This is a genomic window from Roseovarius sp. S88 (assembly GCF_037023735.1).
Lineage (GTDB): Bacteria > Pseudomonadota > Alphaproteobacteria > Rhodobacterales > Rhodobacteraceae > Roseovarius > Roseovarius phycicola.
This window is the reverse complement of the sequence record NZ_CP146069.1, coordinates 2,033,039-2,051,984: the sequence shown is the minus strand read 5'-3', so window position 1 is coordinate 2,051,984 and position 18,946 is coordinate 2,033,039. Positions and strand designations below refer to the sequence as shown.

Annotated in this window: 19 protein-coding genes and 1 pseudogene; 12 read left to right on the top strand and 8 right to left on the bottom strand. The window is 57.0% G+C overall.

The genetic code is table 11. The features are described 5' to 3' along the window. Nucleotide 1 precedes the first annotated feature (1 nt). The gene (locus tag RZ517_RS10400; protein ID WP_338548167.1) at nt 2-409 is read right to left on the bottom strand and encodes a hypothetical protein; all 408 of its coding nucleotides are present in this window, start codon (nt 407-409) and stop codon (nt 2-4) included. 163 nt (nt 410-572) lie between these two features. On the opposite strand from RZ517_RS10400, the gene trkA reads away from it, so the two are divergent. The 8 genes from trkA to RZ517_RS10360 all read left to right on the top strand — a co-directional run bounded on the left by trkA (nt 573) and on the right by RZ517_RS10360 (nt 7,594). Then, the gene (trkA, locus tag RZ517_RS10395) at nt 573-1,949 is read left to right on the top strand and encodes a Trk system potassium transporter TrkA (protein ID WP_338548165.1); all 1,377 of its coding nucleotides are present in this window, start codon (nt 573-575) and stop codon (nt 1,947-1,949) included. A 12-nt stretch (nt 1,950-1,961) separates the two neighbouring features. After that, nucleotides 1,962-3,482, top strand: a complete 1,521-nt coding sequence (locus RZ517_RS10390) for a TrkH family potassium uptake protein (protein WP_338548164.1) — start codon at nt 1,962-1,964, stop codon at nt 3,480-3,482. A 133-nt stretch (nt 3,483-3,615) separates the two neighbouring features. Then, nucleotides 3,616-3,855 (top strand): RNA chaperone Hfq, encoded by a 240-nt coding sequence (hfq, locus tag RZ517_RS10385; RefSeq protein WP_317057809.1) that lies wholly within the window; start codon nt 3,616-3,618, stop codon nt 3,853-3,855. After that, nucleotides 3,855-5,129: a GTPase HflX gene (gene hflX, locus RZ517_RS10380; RefSeq protein WP_338548163.1), complete on the top strand. Its 1,275-nt coding sequence runs from the start codon at nt 3,855-3,857 to the stop codon at nt 5,127-5,129. The genes hfq and hflX overlap by 1 nt, the downstream gene beginning before the upstream one ends. A 79-nt stretch (nt 5,130-5,208) precedes the next feature. Beyond that, nucleotides 5,209-5,823 (top strand): pyridoxamine 5'-phosphate oxidase family protein, encoded by a 615-nt coding sequence (locus tag RZ517_RS10375; protein ID WP_338548161.1) that lies wholly within the window; start codon nt 5,209-5,211, stop codon nt 5,821-5,823. Nucleotides 5,824-5,895: 72 nt separating this feature from the next. Further along, nucleotides 5,896-6,138 (top strand): amidohydrolase family protein, encoded by a 243-nt coding sequence (locus RZ517_RS10370; protein ID WP_338548159.1) that lies wholly within the window; start codon nt 5,896-5,898, stop codon nt 6,136-6,138. Between the two features lie 260 nt (nt 6,139-6,398). Continuing rightward, nucleotides 6,399-6,842 carry a type II 3-dehydroquinate dehydratase gene (gene aroQ, locus RZ517_RS10365; RefSeq protein ID WP_338548158.1) on the top strand — a complete coding sequence of 148 codons (444 nt, stop codon included), beginning with the start codon at nt 6,399-6,401 and terminating at the stop codon, nt 6,840-6,842. Then, nucleotides 6,839-7,594, top strand: coding sequence for a helix-turn-helix transcriptional regulator (locus RZ517_RS10360; RefSeq protein WP_338548156.1), 756 nt, complete (start codon nt 6,839-6,841; stop codon nt 7,592-7,594). The genes aroQ and RZ517_RS10360 overlap by 4 nt, the downstream gene beginning before the upstream one ends. A gap of 299 nt (nt 7,595-7,893) precedes the next feature. Here the strand turns inward: RZ517_RS10360 and RZ517_RS10355 are convergent, their stop codons facing one another. The 4 genes from RZ517_RS10355 to RZ517_RS10340 all read right to left on the bottom strand — a co-directional run bounded on the left by RZ517_RS10355 (nt 7,894) and on the right by RZ517_RS10340 (nt 11,579). After that, the gene (locus tag RZ517_RS10355) at nt 7,894-9,006 is read right to left on the bottom strand and encodes a serine/threonine protein kinase (protein WP_338548154.1); all 1,113 of its coding nucleotides are present in this window, start codon (nt 9,004-9,006) and stop codon (nt 7,894-7,896) included. Between the two features lie 186 nt (nt 9,007-9,192). Further along, a complete protein-coding gene (gene tsf, locus RZ517_RS10350; RefSeq protein WP_338548153.1) occupies nt 9,193-10,068 on the bottom strand; it encodes a translation elongation factor Ts in 876 nt (291 codons plus the stop codon). A 73-nt stretch (nt 10,069-10,141) separates the two neighbouring features. Continuing rightward, nucleotides 10,142-11,002, bottom strand: a complete 861-nt coding sequence (gene rpsB / locus RZ517_RS10345) for a 30S ribosomal protein S2 (RefSeq protein WP_338548151.1) — start codon at nt 11,000-11,002, stop codon at nt 10,142-10,144. A 163-nt stretch (nt 11,003-11,165) separates the two neighbouring features. Next, entirely contained in the window at nt 11,166-11,579 is a 414-nt protein-coding gene (locus RZ517_RS10340; protein ID WP_338548150.1) for a hypothetical protein, read from the bottom strand. Between the two features lie 93 nt (nt 11,580-11,672). On the opposite strand from RZ517_RS10340, the pseudogene RZ517_RS10335 reads away from it, so the two are divergent. Both RZ517_RS10335 and RZ517_RS10330 read left to right on the top strand, forming a co-directional pair. Beyond that, nucleotides 11,673-12,598, top strand: a pseudogene (locus tag RZ517_RS10335) (pseudouridine-5'-phosphate glycosidase). Between the two features lie 74 nt (nt 12,599-12,672). Next, nucleotides 12,673-13,416, top strand: a complete 744-nt coding sequence (locus RZ517_RS10330; protein WP_338548149.1) for a DUF502 domain-containing protein — start codon at nt 12,673-12,675, stop codon at nt 13,414-13,416. Between the two features lie 52 nt (nt 13,417-13,468). Here RZ517_RS10330 and RZ517_RS10325 read toward each other — a convergent pair whose 3' ends face one another. Together RZ517_RS10325 and RZ517_RS10320 are read right to left on the bottom strand one after the other, a co-directional pair. Next, nucleotides 13,469-13,870 carry a hypothetical protein gene (locus RZ517_RS10325; RefSeq protein ID WP_338548148.1) on the bottom strand — a complete coding sequence of 134 codons (402 nt, stop codon included), beginning with the start codon at nt 13,868-13,870 and terminating at the stop codon, nt 13,469-13,471. Nucleotides 13,871-13,968: 98 nt separating this feature from the next. Continuing rightward, complete coding sequence (locus tag RZ517_RS10320) at nt 13,969-14,742, bottom strand: 3-hydroxybutyrate dehydrogenase (RefSeq protein WP_338551137.1); 774 nt, start codon at nt 14,740-14,742, stop codon at nt 13,969-13,971. A 313-nt stretch (nt 14,743-15,055) separates the two neighbouring features. Between RZ517_RS10320 and RZ517_RS10315 the strand changes: the two genes are divergently transcribed. Both RZ517_RS10315 and RZ517_RS10310 read left to right on the top strand, forming a co-directional pair. Then, nucleotides 15,056-16,891 (top strand): extracellular solute-binding protein, encoded by a 1,836-nt coding sequence (locus RZ517_RS10315; RefSeq protein WP_338548146.1) that lies wholly within the window; start codon nt 15,056-15,058, stop codon nt 16,889-16,891. A 33-nt stretch (nt 16,892-16,924) separates the two neighbouring features. Continuing rightward, nucleotides 16,925-17,038, top strand: coding sequence for an entericidin EcnA/B family protein (locus RZ517_RS10310; protein WP_338548144.1), 114 nt, complete (start codon nt 16,925-16,927; stop codon nt 17,036-17,038). 203 nt (nt 17,039-17,241) lie between these two features. On the opposite strand, the gene RZ517_RS10305 is transcribed toward RZ517_RS10310, so the two are convergent. Continuing rightward, entirely contained in the window at nt 17,242-18,921 is a 1,680-nt protein-coding gene (locus tag RZ517_RS10305; protein ID WP_338548142.1) for an amidohydrolase, read from the bottom strand. Nucleotides 18,922-18,946 lie beyond the last annotated feature (25 nt).

Here is an 18,946-nt window from a genome sequence, read left to right as displayed (position 1 = left end):
TCTAAGGCGTCACGATCTGATACTTGCCGCCCTTGATGCGGATCGCGCAGGAATTTGCCGCGAGGGGTGGCAACACGCGTGTCGACGTGATCTTTGTCTGTTCGATGACAGACGGGCTGCATGCTTTGACACGCACCTTTTCGTAGCCGCGGTCTGCCATGCATTGCGCCTGTACCGTGGATCGAAGTCCCTCATTGGCGTCATAACTTTCCCACCTGCCAGGCCGGATCAGGACACGTTGAACTGTACAATAGCCCGAGCTGTTGCAATACCGGCGATAGTCATAAACCGGTGGAATATAACGCCTGCGAATGTCTTTTGGCACCTCTCTGAGAGCAAAAACCCCGCAACGGGTCAAATCGCTGTCTACGCGAGTGACCTCGACGCCCTCCTTGTAGTAAAGGCTCAAGGGGAAGCATCCGGCGAGAAAAACCGCAGATGCCAGTAAAAGCAGACTGTGACACCGTTTCATACCTTCAAACTACCCCATACAAAGGCGGACGACAAAGCAATTGACCCGTCTGCACCCATCTGTCATGCAACGGGTCCGGGGCGACTGTGAGGCATGTGCCATGAAGGTCATCATCTGCGGTGCCGGCCAGGTGGGCTGGCAGATTGCGCGGCATCTTTCGGGGGAAAAGAACGACGTGACCGTCGTTGACAACAACCCCGACCTGGTGCACCGCGCAACGGAAACCCTTGATGTGCAAGGGATAACCGGGTTTGCCAGTTATCCCGATGTGTTGGACCGCGCAGGCGCGCGGGACGCCGACATGATCATTGCCGCGACCTATTCTGACGAGGTCAACATGGTGACATGTCAGGTGGCGCATTCGGTTTTTTCGATCAACCGCAAGATCGCGCGGCTGCGCTCTCAATCCTATCTCGACGCGATTTATTCTGATCTCTATCGCCGGGATCATATGCCCATTGACGTGGTGATCAGCCCCGAGCGTGAAGTGGCTGAGGCCGCATTGCAGCGCATGGCGGCGCCAGCGGCATTCGACACTGAGACTTTCCTCGACGGCTCGGCCCAACTCGTGGGCCTGCGCGTGGGCGAGGATTGCCCGATCATCAACACGCCCTTGCGGCAGCTGTCCGACCTGTTTTCGACGCTGCGCGCCGTGGTTTTGGCCATCCGCAGGGAAGGGCGGCTTTTTGCGCCTGAGGCGGGCGACCAGATTTTTGCCGGTGACGATGCGTATGTTTTTGCCCATGTCGAGGATATCCCACGTACATTGGAAATCTTTGGCAAGACGCAGCGCAAACAAGAGCGTTTGGTGATCATTGGCGGTGGCAATATTGGTTTGGCTGTCGCAGAAACCCTCGAAAAGCGAGGTAAAAGCACCCGCGTCAAAGTCATCGAGCGCGAACGCAAATGTGCCGAACGTGCGGCTGATGCGCTGGAACGCACGATTGTGCTGAATGGAGATGGCCTTGACGCGCAGCTACTGGAAGAGGCTGGCATCACCCGTGCTGATGCGGTTCTGGCGGTTACGGATGACGACAAGACCAACATGCTGGCCGCCGTGCGCGCCAAGGCAGAGGGCTGTCCCTATTCGATTGCTCTGATCAACGACCCGACGCTTATTCCGATGATGGAGCCCTTGGGCATTGACGCCTACATCAACCCGCGCGCCACAACCGTGAGCTCGATTTTACGCCATATCCGCCATGGTCGCGTGCGCGCCGTTTATTCGGTGGGCGATGCCGAGGCAGAAGTAATTGAAGCCGAAGTTCTGTCGACGTCAACCATAGCAGGCTCAGCCATTCGAGACATCGACTTTCCCGAAGGCGTGCTCGTAGGGGGCATTTTGCGCAATGGCGAAACGCTCAAACCTGAGGGCAGTATGCGCATTGAGGCGGGCGACTCGGTGGTGATCTTTGCCATGGCCGATGATGTGGCAGAGGTTGAGAAACTGCTTCAGGTCTCGATTGACTTCTTCTGACGCGTACCGGTCATGACAGCACGCCTGCTCAGTTACCCTTTGATCCTAGTTCTGACGGGATTGTCCTGTCTGGCGATGTTGATTCCGGCACTGCACGCACTGGTAATCGAAGATCACTCGGTGGCGCAGGCGTTCTTTTATTCCAGTGTGCTTGGCCTGGTGCTCGTCCTGACCGTCGCCATGGCCATGTCCGGGCGCAAACGGCCCGATAACTCGGACATCGAAAACCTTGCCTCGCTGTTTCTGGCCTACACGATCCTGCCGCTGTTTCTGGCCTTGCCGTTTTATGAGGGATTGGAAACCACCAGTTTTCTCAACGCCTATGTAGAAATGGTTTCTAGCCTGACGACCACAGGAGCCACGCTCTTTGACCGTCCGGAACGCCTTGTTGATAGCCTGCATTTGTGGCGTGGGATTGTGGGCTGGCTCGGCGGGTTGCTGATCTGGGTGTCGGCCTCGGCCGTGCTGGCCTCGATGTATCTGGGTGGATTTGAAATCACCGTGTCGAGTGAACCAGGGCAGAGCGATCTGCGCACGGCCCGGTTTGAACGCGCCAGCTCGGCCCGTCGATTGGCGCAGGTGACCAAAGAGCTGGCGCCGATCTATCTGGGTTTGACCGGCGCGCTTTGGGTGATGCTTCTCATCAGCGGGGATGCCCCAATGACTGCAGCGGTGCATGCCATGTCGACCATGTCCACCAGTGGCATCTCGTCCGTAGGTGGGGTTGACCAGGCGACATCTGGCTTTGCCGGAGAAGCGGTCATCTTTCTTTTCATGCTTTTTGCTCTGTCGCGCCTGACTTTTTCCACTGACACGATGAACACCACACGCGCTAGTCTTCTGAAAGACCCTGAGTTCCGGATCGGTATGGCCTTGGTCATTGGCGTGCCGCTCTTGCTGTTCTCGCGCCACTGGCTTGCCGCATTTGAAGTGGATGAAGTCGAAAGCTTTTCCGACGCAATCAACGCCCTTTGGGGCGGCATGTTCACTGTGCTGTCTTTCTTGTCGACCACTGGGTTTGAAAGCGCGTCATGGACCACGGCAAGAGACTGGTCGGGCCTTGGCACGCCGGGCCTTGTTCTGCTGGGTTTGGCCATCTTGGGTGGTGGAGTAGCGACCACGGCGGGTGGGGTGAAGCTCTTGCGCGTCTATGCGCTCTACCTCAATGGTCAACGCGAGATGGAGCGACTCATTCATCCGTCTTCAGTTGGGCGGGTCAGCTCTTTCAGTCGCCGTATTCGCAAGCGCGGGGCATTTATCGCATGGATTTTCTTTATGCTCTTTGCCCTGAGCCTCGCCATCGTGACCATGGTCATGGCCGCGCTTGGTCAGGATCTGGAGAGCGCGCTTGTCCTGACAATTGCCGCTCTGGCCACGGCTGGTCCACTGACACAAGCCGCCGCGGACACGCCCATCGCACTCATCGAAATGAGTACCGCCGCGAAACTGGTTTTCTCGGCCGCCATGGTTGTCGGGCGTATGGAGACCCTGGCCATCATCGCGCTTTTCAACCCCGGATTGTGGCGCGATTGACATCCGGCATGGGTGCCGCATGGCAAGGAATTGATTTTTGGGGTGGAAACTCAGAACCACCCACTCCATACTCCGCCCGAGGGAGAGGAGGCATCCAGCAAGGATGTCCGCAATAACAAAGGCTTTTTTAACGATGGCGACAGATCGACAAAATTTACAGGATGCATTCCTGAACCAGGTAAGAAAGACCAAAATTCCGGTCACGGTCTTCCTGATCAACGGCGTGAAGCTTCAGGGCGTTATCACCTGGTTTGACAATTTCTGCATTCTGCTGCGCCGAGATGGGCAGTCGCAGCTTGTGTATAAACACGCTGTGTCCACCATTATGCCATCTCAACCCGTGAACCTTTATGATGGTGACGACGAAACTTGATGCCGTCTGATGGCGCAGACACCCGAGCCTGGGTGCTGCATCCTGACATTCCGAACCAAGACAAGGGCCGTGATCCGTCGCGTGCGCTGGAAGAAGCTGTGTCGCTGGCGCATGCTCTGCCGGGCATTGACGTGCGCGGCGGCAGTGTTGTGCGCCTTACACGGCCGCATCCGGGGATGCTCTTTGGCAAGGGCAAAGTCACCGAGCTCAAGGCGCTTGCCGAAGCAGAAGAGCTTGAACTGGTCCTGATCGACGGACCGGTGACGCCAGTGCAGCAACGCAACCTGGAAAAGGCGTTGGGGGTTAAGTTGCTCGATCGCACCGGGCTGATCCTTGAGATTTTCAGCGACCGGGCTGCGACCCGTGAGGGTGTGCTCCAGGTCGAAATGGCAGCACTCAGCTATCAACGCACGCGGCTGGTGCGCGCCTGGACCCATCTTGAGAGGCAGCGTGGCGGGCTAGGCTTTGTTGGCGGTCCTGGTGAGACGCAGATTGAGGCGGACCGCCGGGCGATTGATGAACAACTTGTGCGCCTGCGCCGCCAGCTCGAAAAGGTCGTCAAAACCCGAAGCCTGCACCGAGAGGCACGCGCCAAGGTGCCGTTCCCGATTGTGGCCCTTGTGGGCTACACCAACGCCGGGAAGTCTACCTTATTCAACCATCTCACCGGGGCTGAGGTCATGGCCAAGGACATGCTCTTTGCCACGCTCGATCCCACCATGCGCAAGATCAACCTGCCGGGCGGCGGGCCGGAGGTTATCCTGTCCGATACCGTTGGATTTATCAGTGACTTGCCTACCGAGCTGGTTGCATCTTTTCGCGCCACGCTGGAAGAAGTCACAGCCGCCGATCTCATTTGCCACGTGCGTGATATCTCGCATCCTGAGAGCGAGGAGCAGGCGCGGGATGTGACCGAGATCCTTGACAGTCTGGGCGTGGCGAAGACCACGCCTCAGATTGAGGTCTGGAACAAGATCGACCTGCTCGATGCCGACACGCGTCAGGTTGTCGACAACCGCGCGGCCCGTCATGAGAACGTGCAACTGCTCTCTGCTGTGACAGGCGAGGGGATGCAGGCGCTTTCGGATGCGATTGTCGCGGCATTGGCGGGCAAAACGCAGGAAGAGACCTTGCAGTTGGGTTTTGAAGCTGGCCGTCAGCGCGCTTGGCTTTTTGAGAAGGGTTTGGTGGAAGAGGAAGAGCAGGGTGAAGATGGGTATACCCTGACCGTTAGATGGAACGACAAGCAAAAGGCTCAGTTCGCCGGGCTGTAATATTTGTCGCCACGTCGTGATTTGGGTTTTCTGCGTACAATCCCATATCTCAACCTATCAGTAGATAGAGGATTGCAAAATGGCCAAAGCCTTCGCCGAACTGGCATTCACGGATACCGTGAAGAAAATGCAGCAAGAGCAGGGCTCCGCGCGCATGTACGAGCGGGTTTTGGAGCCGGATGCCCCGCAGGACAACCGGCTTGGGCCGCGCGAGACGGAGTTTATCGCCATGCGCGACGGCTTCTATCAGGCCACAGTCAGCGAAACCGGCTGGCCTTATGTGCAGTTTCGCGGCGGGCCGCGCGGGTTTCTCAAGGTGCTGGATGACCAGACGCTGGCCTATGCCGATTTTCGCGGCAACCGGCAGTATATCAGCACCGGCAACCTGAGCGGAGATGACCGGATTGCCATGATTCTTGTGGATTACCCCAACAGCGCGCGGGTCAAGATCCTCGGGCGTGCCAACCTGTCGGATGATCCCAACCTGATCGCCAAGCTACATAATGAAAGCTACAAGGCGCGACCTGAACGGGCCGTGGTCATTAAGGTGGAAGGCTTTGACTGGAACTGCCCACAGCATTTGCCTGTGCGGCTCACGATGGAAGAGCTGCAACCCATCCTGGCACCGTTCCAACAGGAATTGGCCGCGTTGCGAGAGGAGAACGCAAGGTTGAAGACGCAGATAGGTGAGTGAGCAAAGCGGCCGGGCAGGGGACGCGCGCGTGGTGTTCTCAACCGACTGGCCGGTCATCCCGATTGTCGTCATGTGGATCTGAGCGAGGGATGGCGCGACGAAACGCAAAGCCTGACCGACACCCTTGCCAGCTACACGCGGGACAATGCCTGGGTGGAGCTCAACGAAGAACGCAAGGGCAAACTCAAGGCTGGCATGATGGCGGATGTCGCGGTGATGAGCCACGACCTGACAAAGCTGGCACCAGAGAACATCACAGACGCGCAGGCCATAGCGACCGTGTGTGATGGGGTGGTGACGTTTGAAAGCGGCTGAGTTGGAAATCCTTTGAACTACGCGTCATATCGGCTCATAAGTAATACGCATAATCAGTATTATGTTAATAATAAACTATGCAAACGAAACTACCTAACGCTTTAAAACCAATCGTTTAAGGCGCAATCTTGATCTGCGCAATGTGGATTGCCCGTAGCGCCCTGCCACACATCTCATCGCATAATCCACCTCAGACAGGTCTATCACTCGACAATCCTCTGCATCACAGTTTAAACCTCATGAAAAAGGATGCGCCTTCAATGACTTCCATTCTGGTTCTCAATGGTCCGAACCTCAACCTGCTTGGCACGCGACAGCCTGAGATCTACGGCAGCACGACGTTGGCCGATATTGAGGCCATGTGTCACGACACCGCCAAGACGATTGGCGTGTCGGTCACGTTTGAGCAGAACAACGTCGAAGGTGCGATGGTTGATCTGATCCATGCAGCGCGCGGCACGCAGGATGGCATCATTCTGAATGCCGGTGCCTACACGCACACATCTGTCGCTCTGATGGATGCAGTGTCCAGCGTCGAAATTCCAACCATCGAGTTGCATCTGTCGAACATCCATGCCCGTGAAGAATTTCGTCACACATCCTACATTGCCAAGGTGGCGCTTGGCGTGATCTGCGGGTTTGGTGCGCATGGATATGTTCTGGCCCTCGAAGCCATGGCGCAGCACCTCAAATCAAAAAAATGATTTTAACTAGCGAACTCAATGCCTTACTGAACGCTCCTAGCATCGAAGAGCTGTGGGATATGCATACCTCGCGCATGGCGGAATACGGGTTCGATCGGTTAATCTATGGCTATACACGCTATCGTACCGCGACGTCGCTTGGCGATCCTGAAGACTTTGTTCTGCTAAGCAATCATGAAACAGACTACCTGGATACCTTTATCAAGGACGGTCACTATTTCCACGGTCCCATGGTGCGTTGGGCTTTAGACAATGAAGGTGCGTGTTCGTGGTCAGTCTTGGCTGACATGCTCACCACACAGACGCTCACGGCAGAAGAAAGAAAAGTCATCGCCTTTAACCGCTCTATGAATGTGACTGCGGGATACTCGATCAGTTTCAAATCGGTCTCGCCGCGGACCAAGGGCGCAATGGCACTCACGGTGCGCGCCGATCTGACACAGGAAGATGCCGACGCCGTCTGGGATGAGCATGGCGAAGATATCATCCTGCTCAACAGCCTGGTGCATTTGCGGATCCTCACCCTGCCCTATACCGCGCCTGGACGTACTCTGACCAAGCGGCAAAAAGAGGTTCTGGGCTGGGTCGGTGACGGCAAAACCATCCAGGATATTGCAATTCTGATGGAATTGACGCCAGCCACGGTTGAAAAACATTTACGCCTCGCACGTGAGTCGCTGAGCGTTGAAACCACGGCTCAGGCGGTTCTGAAGGCGGCATTTCAAAATCAAATGTTTGTTTTAGACACATGATTTCGCTAAATTAACGCTCTTTTAACGTAGGGTAAGGAATCCCCTACTTCCATGATGCCGCAGAACGTAGCATTATAGAGATGTTCCGTGAGTGGTGGCTTTGAGCCTTGGAACAATCGGGTCGGAAACCCCTGCCATTACAGGGCACCCCGGTCCGCCGGTTCTTCCGGAGTTTGGCCGGCAGTTCTATTTTTCGAGCTGTCGGTCATTTTAATCCAGTACCGCCGCCCTTCCCCATGTCGGCGGATCGTGTGTGTATCACGGTGCCGTCCCTTCCTGCGGGCGGCACCGTTTTCACGTTAGCTCAGATTGGGGAAGAAGTCCTCACAGGTTCCTTCACGATACACATCCGCCGTGCAGCAATGCAAACCGCCGCCAAAGGCATAGGCATCGCGCAGTTCAACCTCAACCACCTCCATTCCAAGCTTGTCCATTTGCTCGGCCTGATAGACTTCGGATTTCTCGACACAGACCGTTTTGGGATCCAGCACAAGCACATTCATGCTGAGCCAAGTGGACGAATAGCACAGCGGTGGCGGTGCATTATGGGCGGGTTGCGCAGCATCCACGATCTGCCAGTCGTTTTTCTCAAACATCTCGCGTTGATCCTCGGGCAAGCGGCGTTGCGGGTTGTTGAGAATAAGCCCGGGGCGCAGCGGCGTAAAGGTGGCGTCGATGTGAATGGGATATGGGTCGCCCGGGAAATTCACCGCATGCACGCGATGATCCGGAAAGTGCCGCCGGATCCATTCGATGCCTTTAAGGTTGGTGGTGAACCCATGTTGCACCACCAGGTCGCGCCCAAAGCGCAGCACATCGGCAGCGTCAAAGAGCGGTTCTTCTTCGGTGGTGACAAAGAATTTCTCTGCCGTCCATTTCAGGCGCTTTTCCACGCCGATTTTCTCGCTGAGGTAGTCGGGATGGTAATCCGCATCTGTCAGGCGCGGCTTGGGGGCGCATTCATGGCGGAAATTGGGGTCTTCATTGAAGTACTGCTGCAACAGCGGACGGTAGTTGAGATATTCAAACCATCGGCAGCGATAGGACATCGTCGCTTCAAGGATCTCGCTGCCCACGGTCAGCAGCACATCGCGCGGCGGCATACAGCCAAACTGGCTGTCGGTGTGGAAATCCGGGGTTGTGGCGGGTAGGCTATGGTCAATTGGCGTGGGCCGGTCCACGCGCACACCACGCGATTCAAGCAGTGCTGCGAAATTGTCCAAAAGCTCATTGGCCCGGTCAATCGTCTCTTGCGGCCGCCTGCCCCATTGGCCGCGCATGTCGCTGTCTTCGGGCACTTTGGCATCAAGTGCGGGTTCTTCGGGGGGGATGTGGCAATCATCCGCACGCCCTACGATGACGTGCTTGAGTGGGTCCCATTCGTTCCAGCTATTCACAACTGTTTTTTGCATGTCTCACACCCCTCCCTTGACATGAAAATGGGGGCTTTGCCCCCAAACCCCCAGGATATTTATGGCAAAAAGAAAAGACGGTTTCTTTCTTCTTGCCGAAAGTATCCCGGGGAGCGCGAGAGGCTGGCCCCTCGCATAAAGTGTAGCCCGAGGGGCTGGCCCCTCGGTCCGATGTTTTGCCTTTGCCTAGCCTTGAGCCGCCTTGGCGACTTCTTCGGCAAAGTTTTCTTCTTTCTTCTCGATGCCTTCGCCGACTTCCATGCGGACGAAGCCAGTGATCTCGGCCCCTGCTTCTTTGGCGGCGGCCCCGACAGTCAGATCAGGGTTGATCACAAAGGACTGGTTCACAAGCGTGACCTCGGCCATGAATTTCTTCATACGACCGATGATCATCTTCTCGATCACCTCTTCAGGCTTGCCGGACTCGCGCGCGATGTCGATCTGAACTTGACGTTCCTTGTCAACGATCGCTTGATCCAGCTGCTCTTCGTTCAGAGCCGCAGGGTTGGTCGCGGCGATATGCATCGCAACCTGCTTGCCAAACGCCTCATCTCCGCCGGTCATCGCAACCAGAACACCGATTTTGCCCATGCCGTCTACGACCGCATTGTGCACGTAAGACACAACGATCTGGCCTTCGATGGATGCCATGCGGCGGATAGACATGTTCTCGCCAATCGTGGCGATTTTTTCTGTTACCACGTCCTGAACGGTTTTACCGCCCATGTCAGATGCAAGTAGCGCCTCATAATCCGCTGCGGTCAGGGCAATCTTTGCAATGCCTGCGACCATGGCTTGGAAGTCAGCATTCTTGGCAACGAAGTCGGTCTCAGAGTTTACTTCAACTGCAACGCCTTTGCCGCCTTCGACCAGAACGGCCACAAGACCCTCAGCAGCCGTACGCCCTGATTTCTTGGCTGCCTTTGCCAAGCCTTTGGTGCGCAGCCAGTCAACGGCCGCTTCCATGTCACCGTTGTTTTCTGTCAGCGCTTTTTTCGCGTCCATCATGCCTGCGCCCGTGGAATCGCGCAGTTCTTTTACCATTGCAGCAGTGATCGCCATTTTGGCTCTCCTCACATCTTTCAGAGTGTCAGAGGCAGGTCCCCCCTGCCCCATATGTCATGTCGGTAACGGTTTAGCTTTCAGCCGGGGCTTCTTTGCTGTCCGCATCCTCGGCGGGGGCCTCTTCTGCCTTCGCGTCTTCCGCCTTTACCTCTTCGGCAGCGGCTTCAGCCGGAGCGGCCTCGGCAACCGCCTCTTCCATCGGGGCTTCTTCCATCGCGCCCAGATCAACGCCTGCGGCCCCCATCTGTGCGGACATGCCATCAAGGGCTGCACGCGCCGCCAGGTCACAGTAAAGCGCAATGGCGCGCGCCGCGTCGTCGTTGCCTGGGATAAGGTAATCCACACCATCTGGTGAACAGTTGGTGTCCACCACCGCCACGACCGGAATGCCCAGCTTATTGGCTTCGGCCACAGCCAGCGCCTCTTTCTTGACGTCGATGACGAAAAGCAGGTCTGGCGTGCCACCCATTTCGCGGATCCCGCCCAGCGAGGCCTGCAGTTTTCCCTGGTCACGTTCCAGACCCAGACGTTCTTTTTTCGTCAGACCTTCGGGTCCCGACGCCATGATCTCGTCAATCTCATTCAAACGCTTGATCGACTGGCTGACGGTTTGCCAGTTTGTCAATGTGCCACCAAGCCAGCGGTGGTTCATGTAATACTGCGCACATTTTTCGGCCGCATCGGCAATTGGGGCAGCGGCCTGACGCTTGGTGCCGACAAAGAGAATGCGGCCGCCTTTGGCGACGGTTTCACGGATGGCGTTCAGCGCCGCGTCCAGCATCGGGACGGTTTGCGTCAGGTCCATGATGTGAATGCCGTTGCGCGCGCCATAGATGAACTCGCCCATGCGGGGGTTCCAACGCTGCGTCTGGTGGCCGAAGTGCACGCCAGCTTCAAGCAGCTGACGCATGGAGAACTCTGGAAGAGCCATGGTCGTATCCTTTCCGGTTTACGCCTCGGTACGGGATGAGAAGCGGGTGCTTCAACCGGTGGACCTATGGGGATGTCTCCCCCATCAGCCCGCCCATACCTGCGGATTAATGGCGCGCGTATATAGCGGGTTTGAAAGCGGCGCAACCCCTCTCAGTATGGCGTCAAGACTTTGGGGTGATCTGAATGAACACCAGCGTTTGGCTCAAGCCAGCCTTGTCTTTCAGCGAGAGTGAGATTTGCGCCGTTCCCGCGTCAAAGCGGTGCAAGGTGTAGCTGTCGGGATGGTTGACCTGTTGGTCACGCAGCTGCGCATGGTTCGCTCCGAAACAGGACAACAACGCGTCGGACCATCGCGCGAATGCCACTTCCGCTTCGGGAGCGCGATAGTCGTAGGTCCAGTAGCATGTATCTTTGATGGTTCCTGAAAGCTCCAGGCTTTGCTGGCACGTGGCGCGCTCGAGGGTTAGCGGGGCGTCGCTGCGCAACGCGTGATCGATAGGATCAAGATCGGCGTCGCAGCCCAAGGCGGCCTGAGCAGTCAATAACAGCGAGGTGATGATCGGAACAAACTTCAACGCAACGCGCCTCCTGACCCCAATGTGACAGCTTTTGACCCTGCGTCCAGCAAAACCATTGCAAAACGTTGTGCTCACCGGCATCACCGTTAAATGGCCACCCTGCCCCTGATCTATTCCCCCGAAGTGAGCGACGCACAGGCACGCGGCGCACCCATTGTGGCGCTCGAAAGCGCGATCATTACCCATGGCATGCCCTTTCCGCAGAACCTCGAAACCGTGTGGCGCGTGCAGGATGCCGTGCGCGAAGAAGGGGCCATTCCGGCGACGATCGCGGTGATTGCTGGCGGATTGCATATCGGCCTGACGGAAGAAGAGTTGGAGGCATTGGCGCGGGCCGATGACGTGGTCAAGCTGAGCCGTGCGGATTTGGCCGTTTGCCTCGCGAGAGGAGGCAATGGCTCAACCACCGTGGCCGCCACGATGATCGCAGCACGTCTGGCCGGTATTCAGGTCTTTGCCACGGGGGTATTGGGGGTGTCCATCGCGGCGCAGAAGACAGCTTTGATGTCTCGGCTGATCTTCAGGAACTGGCGCAGACGCCCGTGACCGTGGTTTGCGCCGGTGCCAAGGCCATTCTGGATTTGCCCAAAACGCTGGAAGTTCTGGAAACACTTGGGGTGCCGGTGATTGCCTATGGGCAAGACGCCCTGCCCACCTTTTGGTCAGCCGCATCTGATTTGAGGGCGCCGCTGCGCATGGACAGTGCCGATGCGATTGCCAAGGCGCATGTGATGCGGGGCGTTCTTGGGTTGCCTGGCGGGCAACTCATCGCCAATCCGTTGCCAAAGACCGCGTCGATCTCGCACACAGAGCTTGAACCGCTCGTCACACAAGCCACCGCTGAGGCAGAGGCACAAGGTATAGCGGGCAAGGCTGTCACGCCTTACCTTCTTGCCCGGCTGAACGAGCTGACGAAAGGCCGCACGCTTGCCGCCAATATCGCGCTAATTGAAAACAACGCACGACTTGCCGGAAAAATTGCCATTTCTTTGAAAAATCAGACCTCAAGCGCTTGAATCGCAACAATCTGCATTGTGAGGCCAGATCAAAGCGCTTAGGTTTCGCAGGTCTGTGACTGGGCTGGGACAACATGAATACCCCGTTTGACGAAGAACCACCGCACCCCAAGAAGCATAGTCGTTTTGGTGGTCTGCGCGCGAGTTTTCTAACCGGCATCATCGTGATTGCGCCGGTCGGTCTGACGGTGTGGCTGATCTGGTCGCTGATCGGCTGGGTGGACGGGTTCGTCCTGCCATTTGTACCAGAGGCCTATCAGCCGGAAAATCTGGTCAACCGCTGGTTCCTGGGCAATACGCGCCCCGATGATGAAGGCTGGGTCAAGATCAACATCCGTGGCGTGGGTGTCATCGTCTTTCTACTCTTCACAATCTTTGTGGGCTGGATTGCCAAAGGGCTGATCGGCAAATCGCTCATTGCCTATGCCGAAACTCTGGTGGACCGCATGCCGGTGGTGCGCTCGATCTACTCAGGCGTCAAGCAGATCGCCGAGACGGTGTTTCAGCAATCCGAGCGCAGTTTCGAAAAGGCCTGCCTGATCCAGTACCCGCGCAAAGGCATCTGGGCCATCGGCTTTATCTCGACCGACACCAAGGGCGAAATCCTCGCGAAGGCCGAGACGAGCGGTGCCATGGTCAGTGTGTTTGTCCCCACCACGCCAAACCCGACCTCGGGTTTTCTGCTCTTCTTCCCCAAAGAAGACGTCATTGAACTGGACATGTCGATCGAGGATGCCGCCAAACTCGTGATCTCCGCTGGTCTGGTCTATCCGGGACAGAATGGCCAGAACGGGGCGGAGACAGACGGCCAGGGGTAAGCCGAAGATCGGTTGGGTTTTGAGGCGAGCGGTCCGCTTTGAGCCCTTAGCGTCACCCAAACAGCGTAGATGACAAGCTTGCGCCATCTGGTACGATTACCGGCCTTCCAAATGCTTCGATGACACTTTGGGGCAAGTGTTCAATCATGTCCGCACGCGCGACCACTGGAGTGATTTCTCCTTCAGGTGAAAAAAGCATGTATGGACCACGCTCCAGCAATTCAAAAAGTAATTCATAAAGCGATTGGTGAGCGTATGGTCTATCAATTGAAATTACTGTAGCGGTGTCGTTTTCTTGAGTTATGGAGAACTCGCAATAGGTCTGGTTGTCGTAAGCGAGAACGCCTTGAAGACCTTCATCTTGCGGTTTTCCGAATAGTTCAAGCACCTCCGCGGTAGGCATGCCGCCTTCTTTATGTTTCCAATAGCCGACAACGATGATTGAGATACCCATTATTGCCTCCCACAGGATTCAAACGACGCAATATCTGGATCGAAATTCGTTGACAAGAATGTCAGCTTCGTCCGCAAAGCTGCCGTCTATCAGTCCACTCAAAGCGCCGTCCAGCCGCCATCTACGCTGATCGTTGTCCCGGTTATCTGTTCTGCTGCAGGTGAGCAAAGAAACAGAACAGTGCCGCCCATTTGCTCGACAGACGCCATCTGTTTGGATGGCTGGCGTTCCAGGATCACTTCGCGGATCACCGTTTCGCGGTCCATGCCGTATTTCTCCATTGTGTCGGGGATCTGCTTTTCCACCAGCGGCGTCATCACGTAGCCGGGACACACGGCGTTGCAGGTGATCGGTTCTTCCGCGGTCTCCAGCGCGGTCACTTTGGTGAGTCCAACCATGCCGTGCTTGGCCGCGACATAGGCTGACTTATAGGGGCTGGCTGTCAGACCATGGGCGCTGGCGATATTGATCACCCTGCCCCAGCCGCGTTTGCGCATATGCGGCAAAGCGGCTGCAGTGGTGTGAAAGGCCGAGCTGAGATTGACAGCCAGGATCAGGTTCCATTTGTCCACCGGAAACTCCGGGATGCCCGCCACATGCTGGACCCCGGCATTGTTCACAAGGATGTCACAGCCACCAGCCGCCTCAATGAGCGCATGGCATGCCTCTGGATCGCCCATATCGGCGGCGACAAATTCAACCTCGGCGCCAGTGTCCTGCCGGATTTTTTCGGCGCATTCCTCACAGGCATCTCGCGCGACGCGACCGTTCAGGATGATCCGAGCACCCGCTTCGGCCAGCGACGTGGCGATCCCAAGCCCGATGCCAGAGGTGGATCCGGTGACCACGGCGGTTTTGCCTTTCAGGGACATATTGAGTGACATGACGATCCTCTCGGTGTTCATCTTGGTTGACTTGCCTTAACCAAGATGGCGCAAAGAGGAAACGGTCAAGCCTTCACAAAAACGCAATTGGATTTGGAATGGCTGCTGCCCAAAAAAAACGCCGGCACGAAGCCGACGTTAAGTTATTGAGGCAGGTTTCATACAGGCAAGAAACCTATCGAGCAGTAACCTCTTTATAAGCAATTCATTTCTCTGATCCAAGCTAAAAGTTTGAAAACATGGAAAAGCGCAATTACGTTCAAAGCCAAAGAAACAAGGGCTGAGCAGGATTGTTGCCCATATGACACCAGATTTTTTCCCACGCGCAAGGCGTCTGATCGCTTGTTTTTTCGTTTTTTGCGCGCTTGGCGGCACCGCACAAGCCGAGCCATCGCATGGCATAGCTATGTATGGCGATCCTGCCCTGCCCCCAGATTTCGTATCCCTGCCTTATGCCAACCCCGATGCGCCCAAAGGCGGACGGCTGGTCACAGGTAACGTGGGCAGCTTCGACAGCCTGAACCCCTTTGTTCAAAAGGGCACGCCGCCCTGGCAGTTAAGATTTCTGACGCACGAATCCCTGATGGGTCGTTCCTGGGACGAACCGTTCACGCTTTACGGTCTTTTGGCCGAATCGGTCGAAACCGGCCCGAATCGCGAATGGGTGGAGTTTACCCTGCGCCCGGAGGCGCGATTCTCGGATGGAAGCCCGGTCACGGTCGAGGATGTGATCTGGTCCTACGAGACGCTAGGAGCCGAGGGACATGGCCGATATCGCAGCTTCCTGCAAAAGGTCGACAAGATCGAAGCGACTGGTCCAAACTCCGTTCGGCTGACATTTAACACCAATGATCGGGAGCTTGCGCTCATTGCCGGGCTGCGCCCGATTCTCAAAAAGGCGCAGTGGGAGGGCAAGGAGTTTGCCGAAGCCTCGATCAATGACGTGCCCATCGGCAGCGCTCCCTATGCGGTCGCCGATTTCGAGGCCGGGCGGCATGTCACGCTAAAACGCAACCCGGATTATTGGGGGGCGGATTTGGCGCTGCGGCGGGGCACTGCGAATTTCGATGAAATCCGGATTGAGTTTTACGGTGACGACACCGTGCTCAAGGAGGCATTCAAAGCCAAGGCGGTGTCTTTTGTGCGTGAACTGAACGCCGAGAAATGGGCGACGCAATATGATTTTCCGGCCGCGCAAAACGGCGAGATCACACTGAGCGAAATTCCCCATTCCAAACCCTCAGGCATGACCGGGTTCGTGATGAACACCCGCCGCGCGCCGCTGGATGACTGGCGGGTGCGCGAGGCTCTCATTCATGCGTTCAATTTCGAATTCATCAATGACGCCCTGACCGGCGGGCGTCAGCCCCGGATCACCTCGTATTTCTCAGGGTCTGAGTTGGGCATGCTTGAAGGCCCCGCTGTTGGACGCGTGCGCGCATTGCTGGAACCCCTGAAGGATGATCTCCTGCCCAGCGCGCTAGAGGGCTACACCCTGCCCCAAAGCGACGGCTCCAAGCGCAACCGCGCGAATATTCGCAAGGCGGCAGATCTTTTGGCCGAGGCGGGCTGGACCGTGCAGGACGGTCAGTTGCAAAACGCGGATGGCGACGCGCTGGAATTGACCGTGCTCCTACGGCAGGACGGGCTTTTGCAACAGGCTACGGCCTACATGGAAATCTATGCGCGCGCGCTGGAACGGCTGGGCATCACCTTGACCGTGGAAACCATCGACAGCGCGCAATATGCCGAGCGCGAGCGCAGCTTTGACTTTGACCTGACCTTTTTCCGCCGCTCCATGTCGCTCAGCCCGGGTAATGAACAACGGTTTTATTGGGGCAGTGACACCGCGAATGTGGAGGGCAGCCGCAATCTGATGGGCATGACCTCCCCCGCCGCAGACGCGATGATTGACGCGATGCTGGCCTCTGAAAGCCGTGGAGAGTTTGTCGCGGCGGTGCGCGCGCTTGACCGAGTGTTGATTTCAGGTCGCTATGTCATTCCGATTCACCAATATTCCATTGGCCGAATTGCCCATCTGTCGGACTTGACCTATCCTAAGAACCGACTACCGGTCTATGGGGACGGTGTTTGGTTTCTCCCCGAAGTGTGGTGGTCCAAAGCAGAAGAAAAATAAAATCAGGCAACCTTTCTGAATGAGGCAAGGACAATGAAGAAGATCGCACTTCTCGCGCTGATGGCGGCGCTTGCGGGCTGTGGCACAGTGGAAGGCATCGGGCGGGACCTTTCCAGCGCATCGCGCGGTGTGCAGAACCTGTTCTGACATTAGCTAAATCTTTCTTAACTTAGACAGATCGCTCTCTTTTTTCGGGACGGAGTACGTCCTAAAGCTGTGAGCAAAGACGTGCCAGCGGAGGACTGTCGCTGATACGGCAGGTCTGTGCTTGTCTGATCCGTGCCTTGGGTGCGATAAACAGATATTCTGAGCGGGTTTACTTCAGGCACCTACTACCTTTCACCGTAGTCTTAATTGCTCTCAAACGTGACAACCCCGTCGCAGACGGTTGCCACGGCCTGTGCCTGGGTGATGTCGGCGGGTGCAAGCTTGGTCAGATCGTGGCTCATCACCGCAACATCGGCCATCATGCCGGCCTTCAGCATGCCCTTGCGTTCTTCGTTGAATTCCACCCAGGCATTGTCGCGCGTGTAGCTGGCAAGCGTGTCGGTCAGGCTTTGGGTCTCGTCGCTCCATCCCTCGCCCAGGTCGAGCGGCGCAATGGCGGCCTTGATGTTGGGCATGACGTCAATCGGGATGACCGGCCAGTCTGTTGAGAACACCACGCGCGCGCCGGTTTCGCGCACGGTCTGCACCGGGTACGCGCCAGCGATCTGATGTGGGTGCAGGTATTGACCCACGGCGGATGGCGGGAAGATATGACCGCGTGGTGCATGTCCGGGCTGAATGGACGCGACAACGCCCATCTCGGAAAATCTGGGAAGATCATCGGGATGGACAACTTCCAGATGTTCCACCCTGTGACGACTGTCGCGGTCACCATTGGCCTCACGTGCCGCTTGATAGGCATCCAATGTGCGGCGCACACCGGCATCGCCAATGGCATGAACGGCGATTTGAAAGCCAAGCCTGTCGGCCTCGACACAACAGGCAACGAAATGCTCTTGTGTAAACACCTCGTCTCCCATGTTGTTCCCGGCCCCCATCTCACCGGGATAAGGTTGCAGCATCAGCGCCGTGCCGCTCTCAATGACGCCGTCAATGAACATTTTTACATGGCTGCACCGCACCATGTCGCTTTGAAACCGCGCGCGCATGGCCGGAGCCTCGGAACTCAGGCGCTCGACCGGGTCGGTGCCTTTCATGTGGAAGGGCACGTGGCAGCGAATTGGCAGACGTCCTTCGCGCTCCAGCTCATTTAGAAGCTCGCATTGATAGGTATTGCCATCCATCAGGTGCAGTGTGGTGATTCCTTGCGCCGTGCAATGCTCCAGTCCACGGGCAATCACATCGCGGTCCATTTTGCGCTGGTCCGGCGTAGCCGGTGGCCTGGGATCCTTGCCTGTTGTCAGGCCCAGCATTTCACGTCCGCCGTGGCGTGTGAGCGCCAGAACCGGGCTGTAGGCACCGGGTTCAAGCAACTCGCCAGAGGCCAGCCCATCGTCGCCCATGACAATCTCGGACCCCGCATCCACCTCGCCGCCTTGCAAAAGTCCAGCAGCCTCAAGCGCCGCCGTATTGGCCCAGATCGTATGGTGATCAGGAGCGAACATGGCCAACGGACGGTCTGAGAGGATCTGATCGAGATCCTGCCGGGTCAGGGTGTGGCCCGTGCCTAGAATGTTGTAATCGGCCATCACGCAGAACACCATTTCACCCGCAGGCGTGGCATCCGCATAGGGCAGAATGCGCGCCTTCATCTCTTCAATCCCAGTGACACCGTAAAGGCTCAGGCAGTCCAGCTCGACTGAACCACCAAAGAGATGTACGTGGCTGTCGATGAAACCGGGAAGTACCGTGCCGCCTTTTGCGTCAATCACCTTGGTCTCTGCCCCAGCCCGCGCCAGCATTGCGGCGGCGTGCCCCACTTCGGTGATCAACCCATCCTTGATCGCCAAGGCCTCCGCCTCTGGTTGGGTGTCGTCAAACGTCATCAGGCGACCGTTGTGGATAATGATATCAGGTTCCATCGCACGCTCCTCCCAAAACGCGCGC

Coding starts and splice junctions, on each gene's coding strand:
- trkA (WP_338548165.1), top strand. CDS start 573: ATGAAGGTCATCATCTGCGGTGCCGGCCAGGTGGGCTGGCAGATTGCG.
- RZ517_RS10390 (WP_338548164.1), top strand. CDS start 1,962: ATGACAGCACGCCTGCTCAGTTACCCTTTGATCCTAGTTCTGACGGGA.
- hfq (WP_317057809.1), top strand. CDS start 3,616: ATGGCGACAGATCGACAAAATTTACAGGATGCATTCCTGAACCAGGTA.
- hflX (WP_338548163.1), top strand. CDS start 3,855: ATGCCGTCTGATGGCGCAGACACCCGAGCCTGGGTGCTGCATCCTGAC.
- RZ517_RS10375 (WP_338548161.1), top strand. CDS start 5,209: ATGGCCAAAGCCTTCGCCGAACTGGCATTCACGGATACCGTGAAGAAA.
- aroQ (WP_338548158.1), top strand. CDS start 6,399: ATGACTTCCATTCTGGTTCTCAATGGTCCGAACCTCAACCTGCTTGGC.
- RZ517_RS10360 (WP_338548156.1), top strand. CDS start 6,839: ATGATTTTAACTAGCGAACTCAATGCCTTACTGAACGCTCCTAGCATC.
- RZ517_RS10355 (WP_338548154.1), bottom strand. CDS start 9,006: ATGCAAAAAACAGTTGTGAATAGCTGGAACGAATGGGACCCACTCAAG.
- tsf (WP_338548153.1), bottom strand. CDS start 10,068: ATGGCGATCACTGCTGCAATGGTAAAAGAACTGCGCGATTCCACGGGC.
- rpsB (WP_338548151.1), bottom strand. CDS start 11,002: ATGGCTCTTCCAGAGTTCTCCATGCGTCAGCTGCTTGAAGCTGGCGTG.
- RZ517_RS10330 (WP_338548149.1), top strand. CDS start 12,673: ATGAATACCCCGTTTGACGAAGAACCACCGCACCCCAAGAAGCATAGT.
- RZ517_RS10325 (WP_338548148.1), bottom strand. CDS start 13,870: ATGGGTATCTCAATCATCGTTGTCGGCTATTGGAAACATAAAGAAGGC.
- RZ517_RS10320 (WP_338551137.1), bottom strand. CDS start 14,742: ATGTCCCTGAAAGGCAAAACCGCCGTGGTCACCGGATCCACCTCTGGC.
- RZ517_RS10315 (WP_338548146.1), top strand. CDS start 15,056: ATGACACCAGATTTTTTCCCACGCGCAAGGCGTCTGATCGCTTGTTTT.
- RZ517_RS10310 (WP_338548144.1), top strand. CDS start 16,925: ATGAAGAAGATCGCACTTCTCGCGCTGATGGCGGCGCTTGCGGGCTGT.
- RZ517_RS10305 (WP_338548142.1), bottom strand. CDS start 18,921: ATGGAACCTGATATCATTATCCACAACGGTCGCCTGATGACGTTTGAC.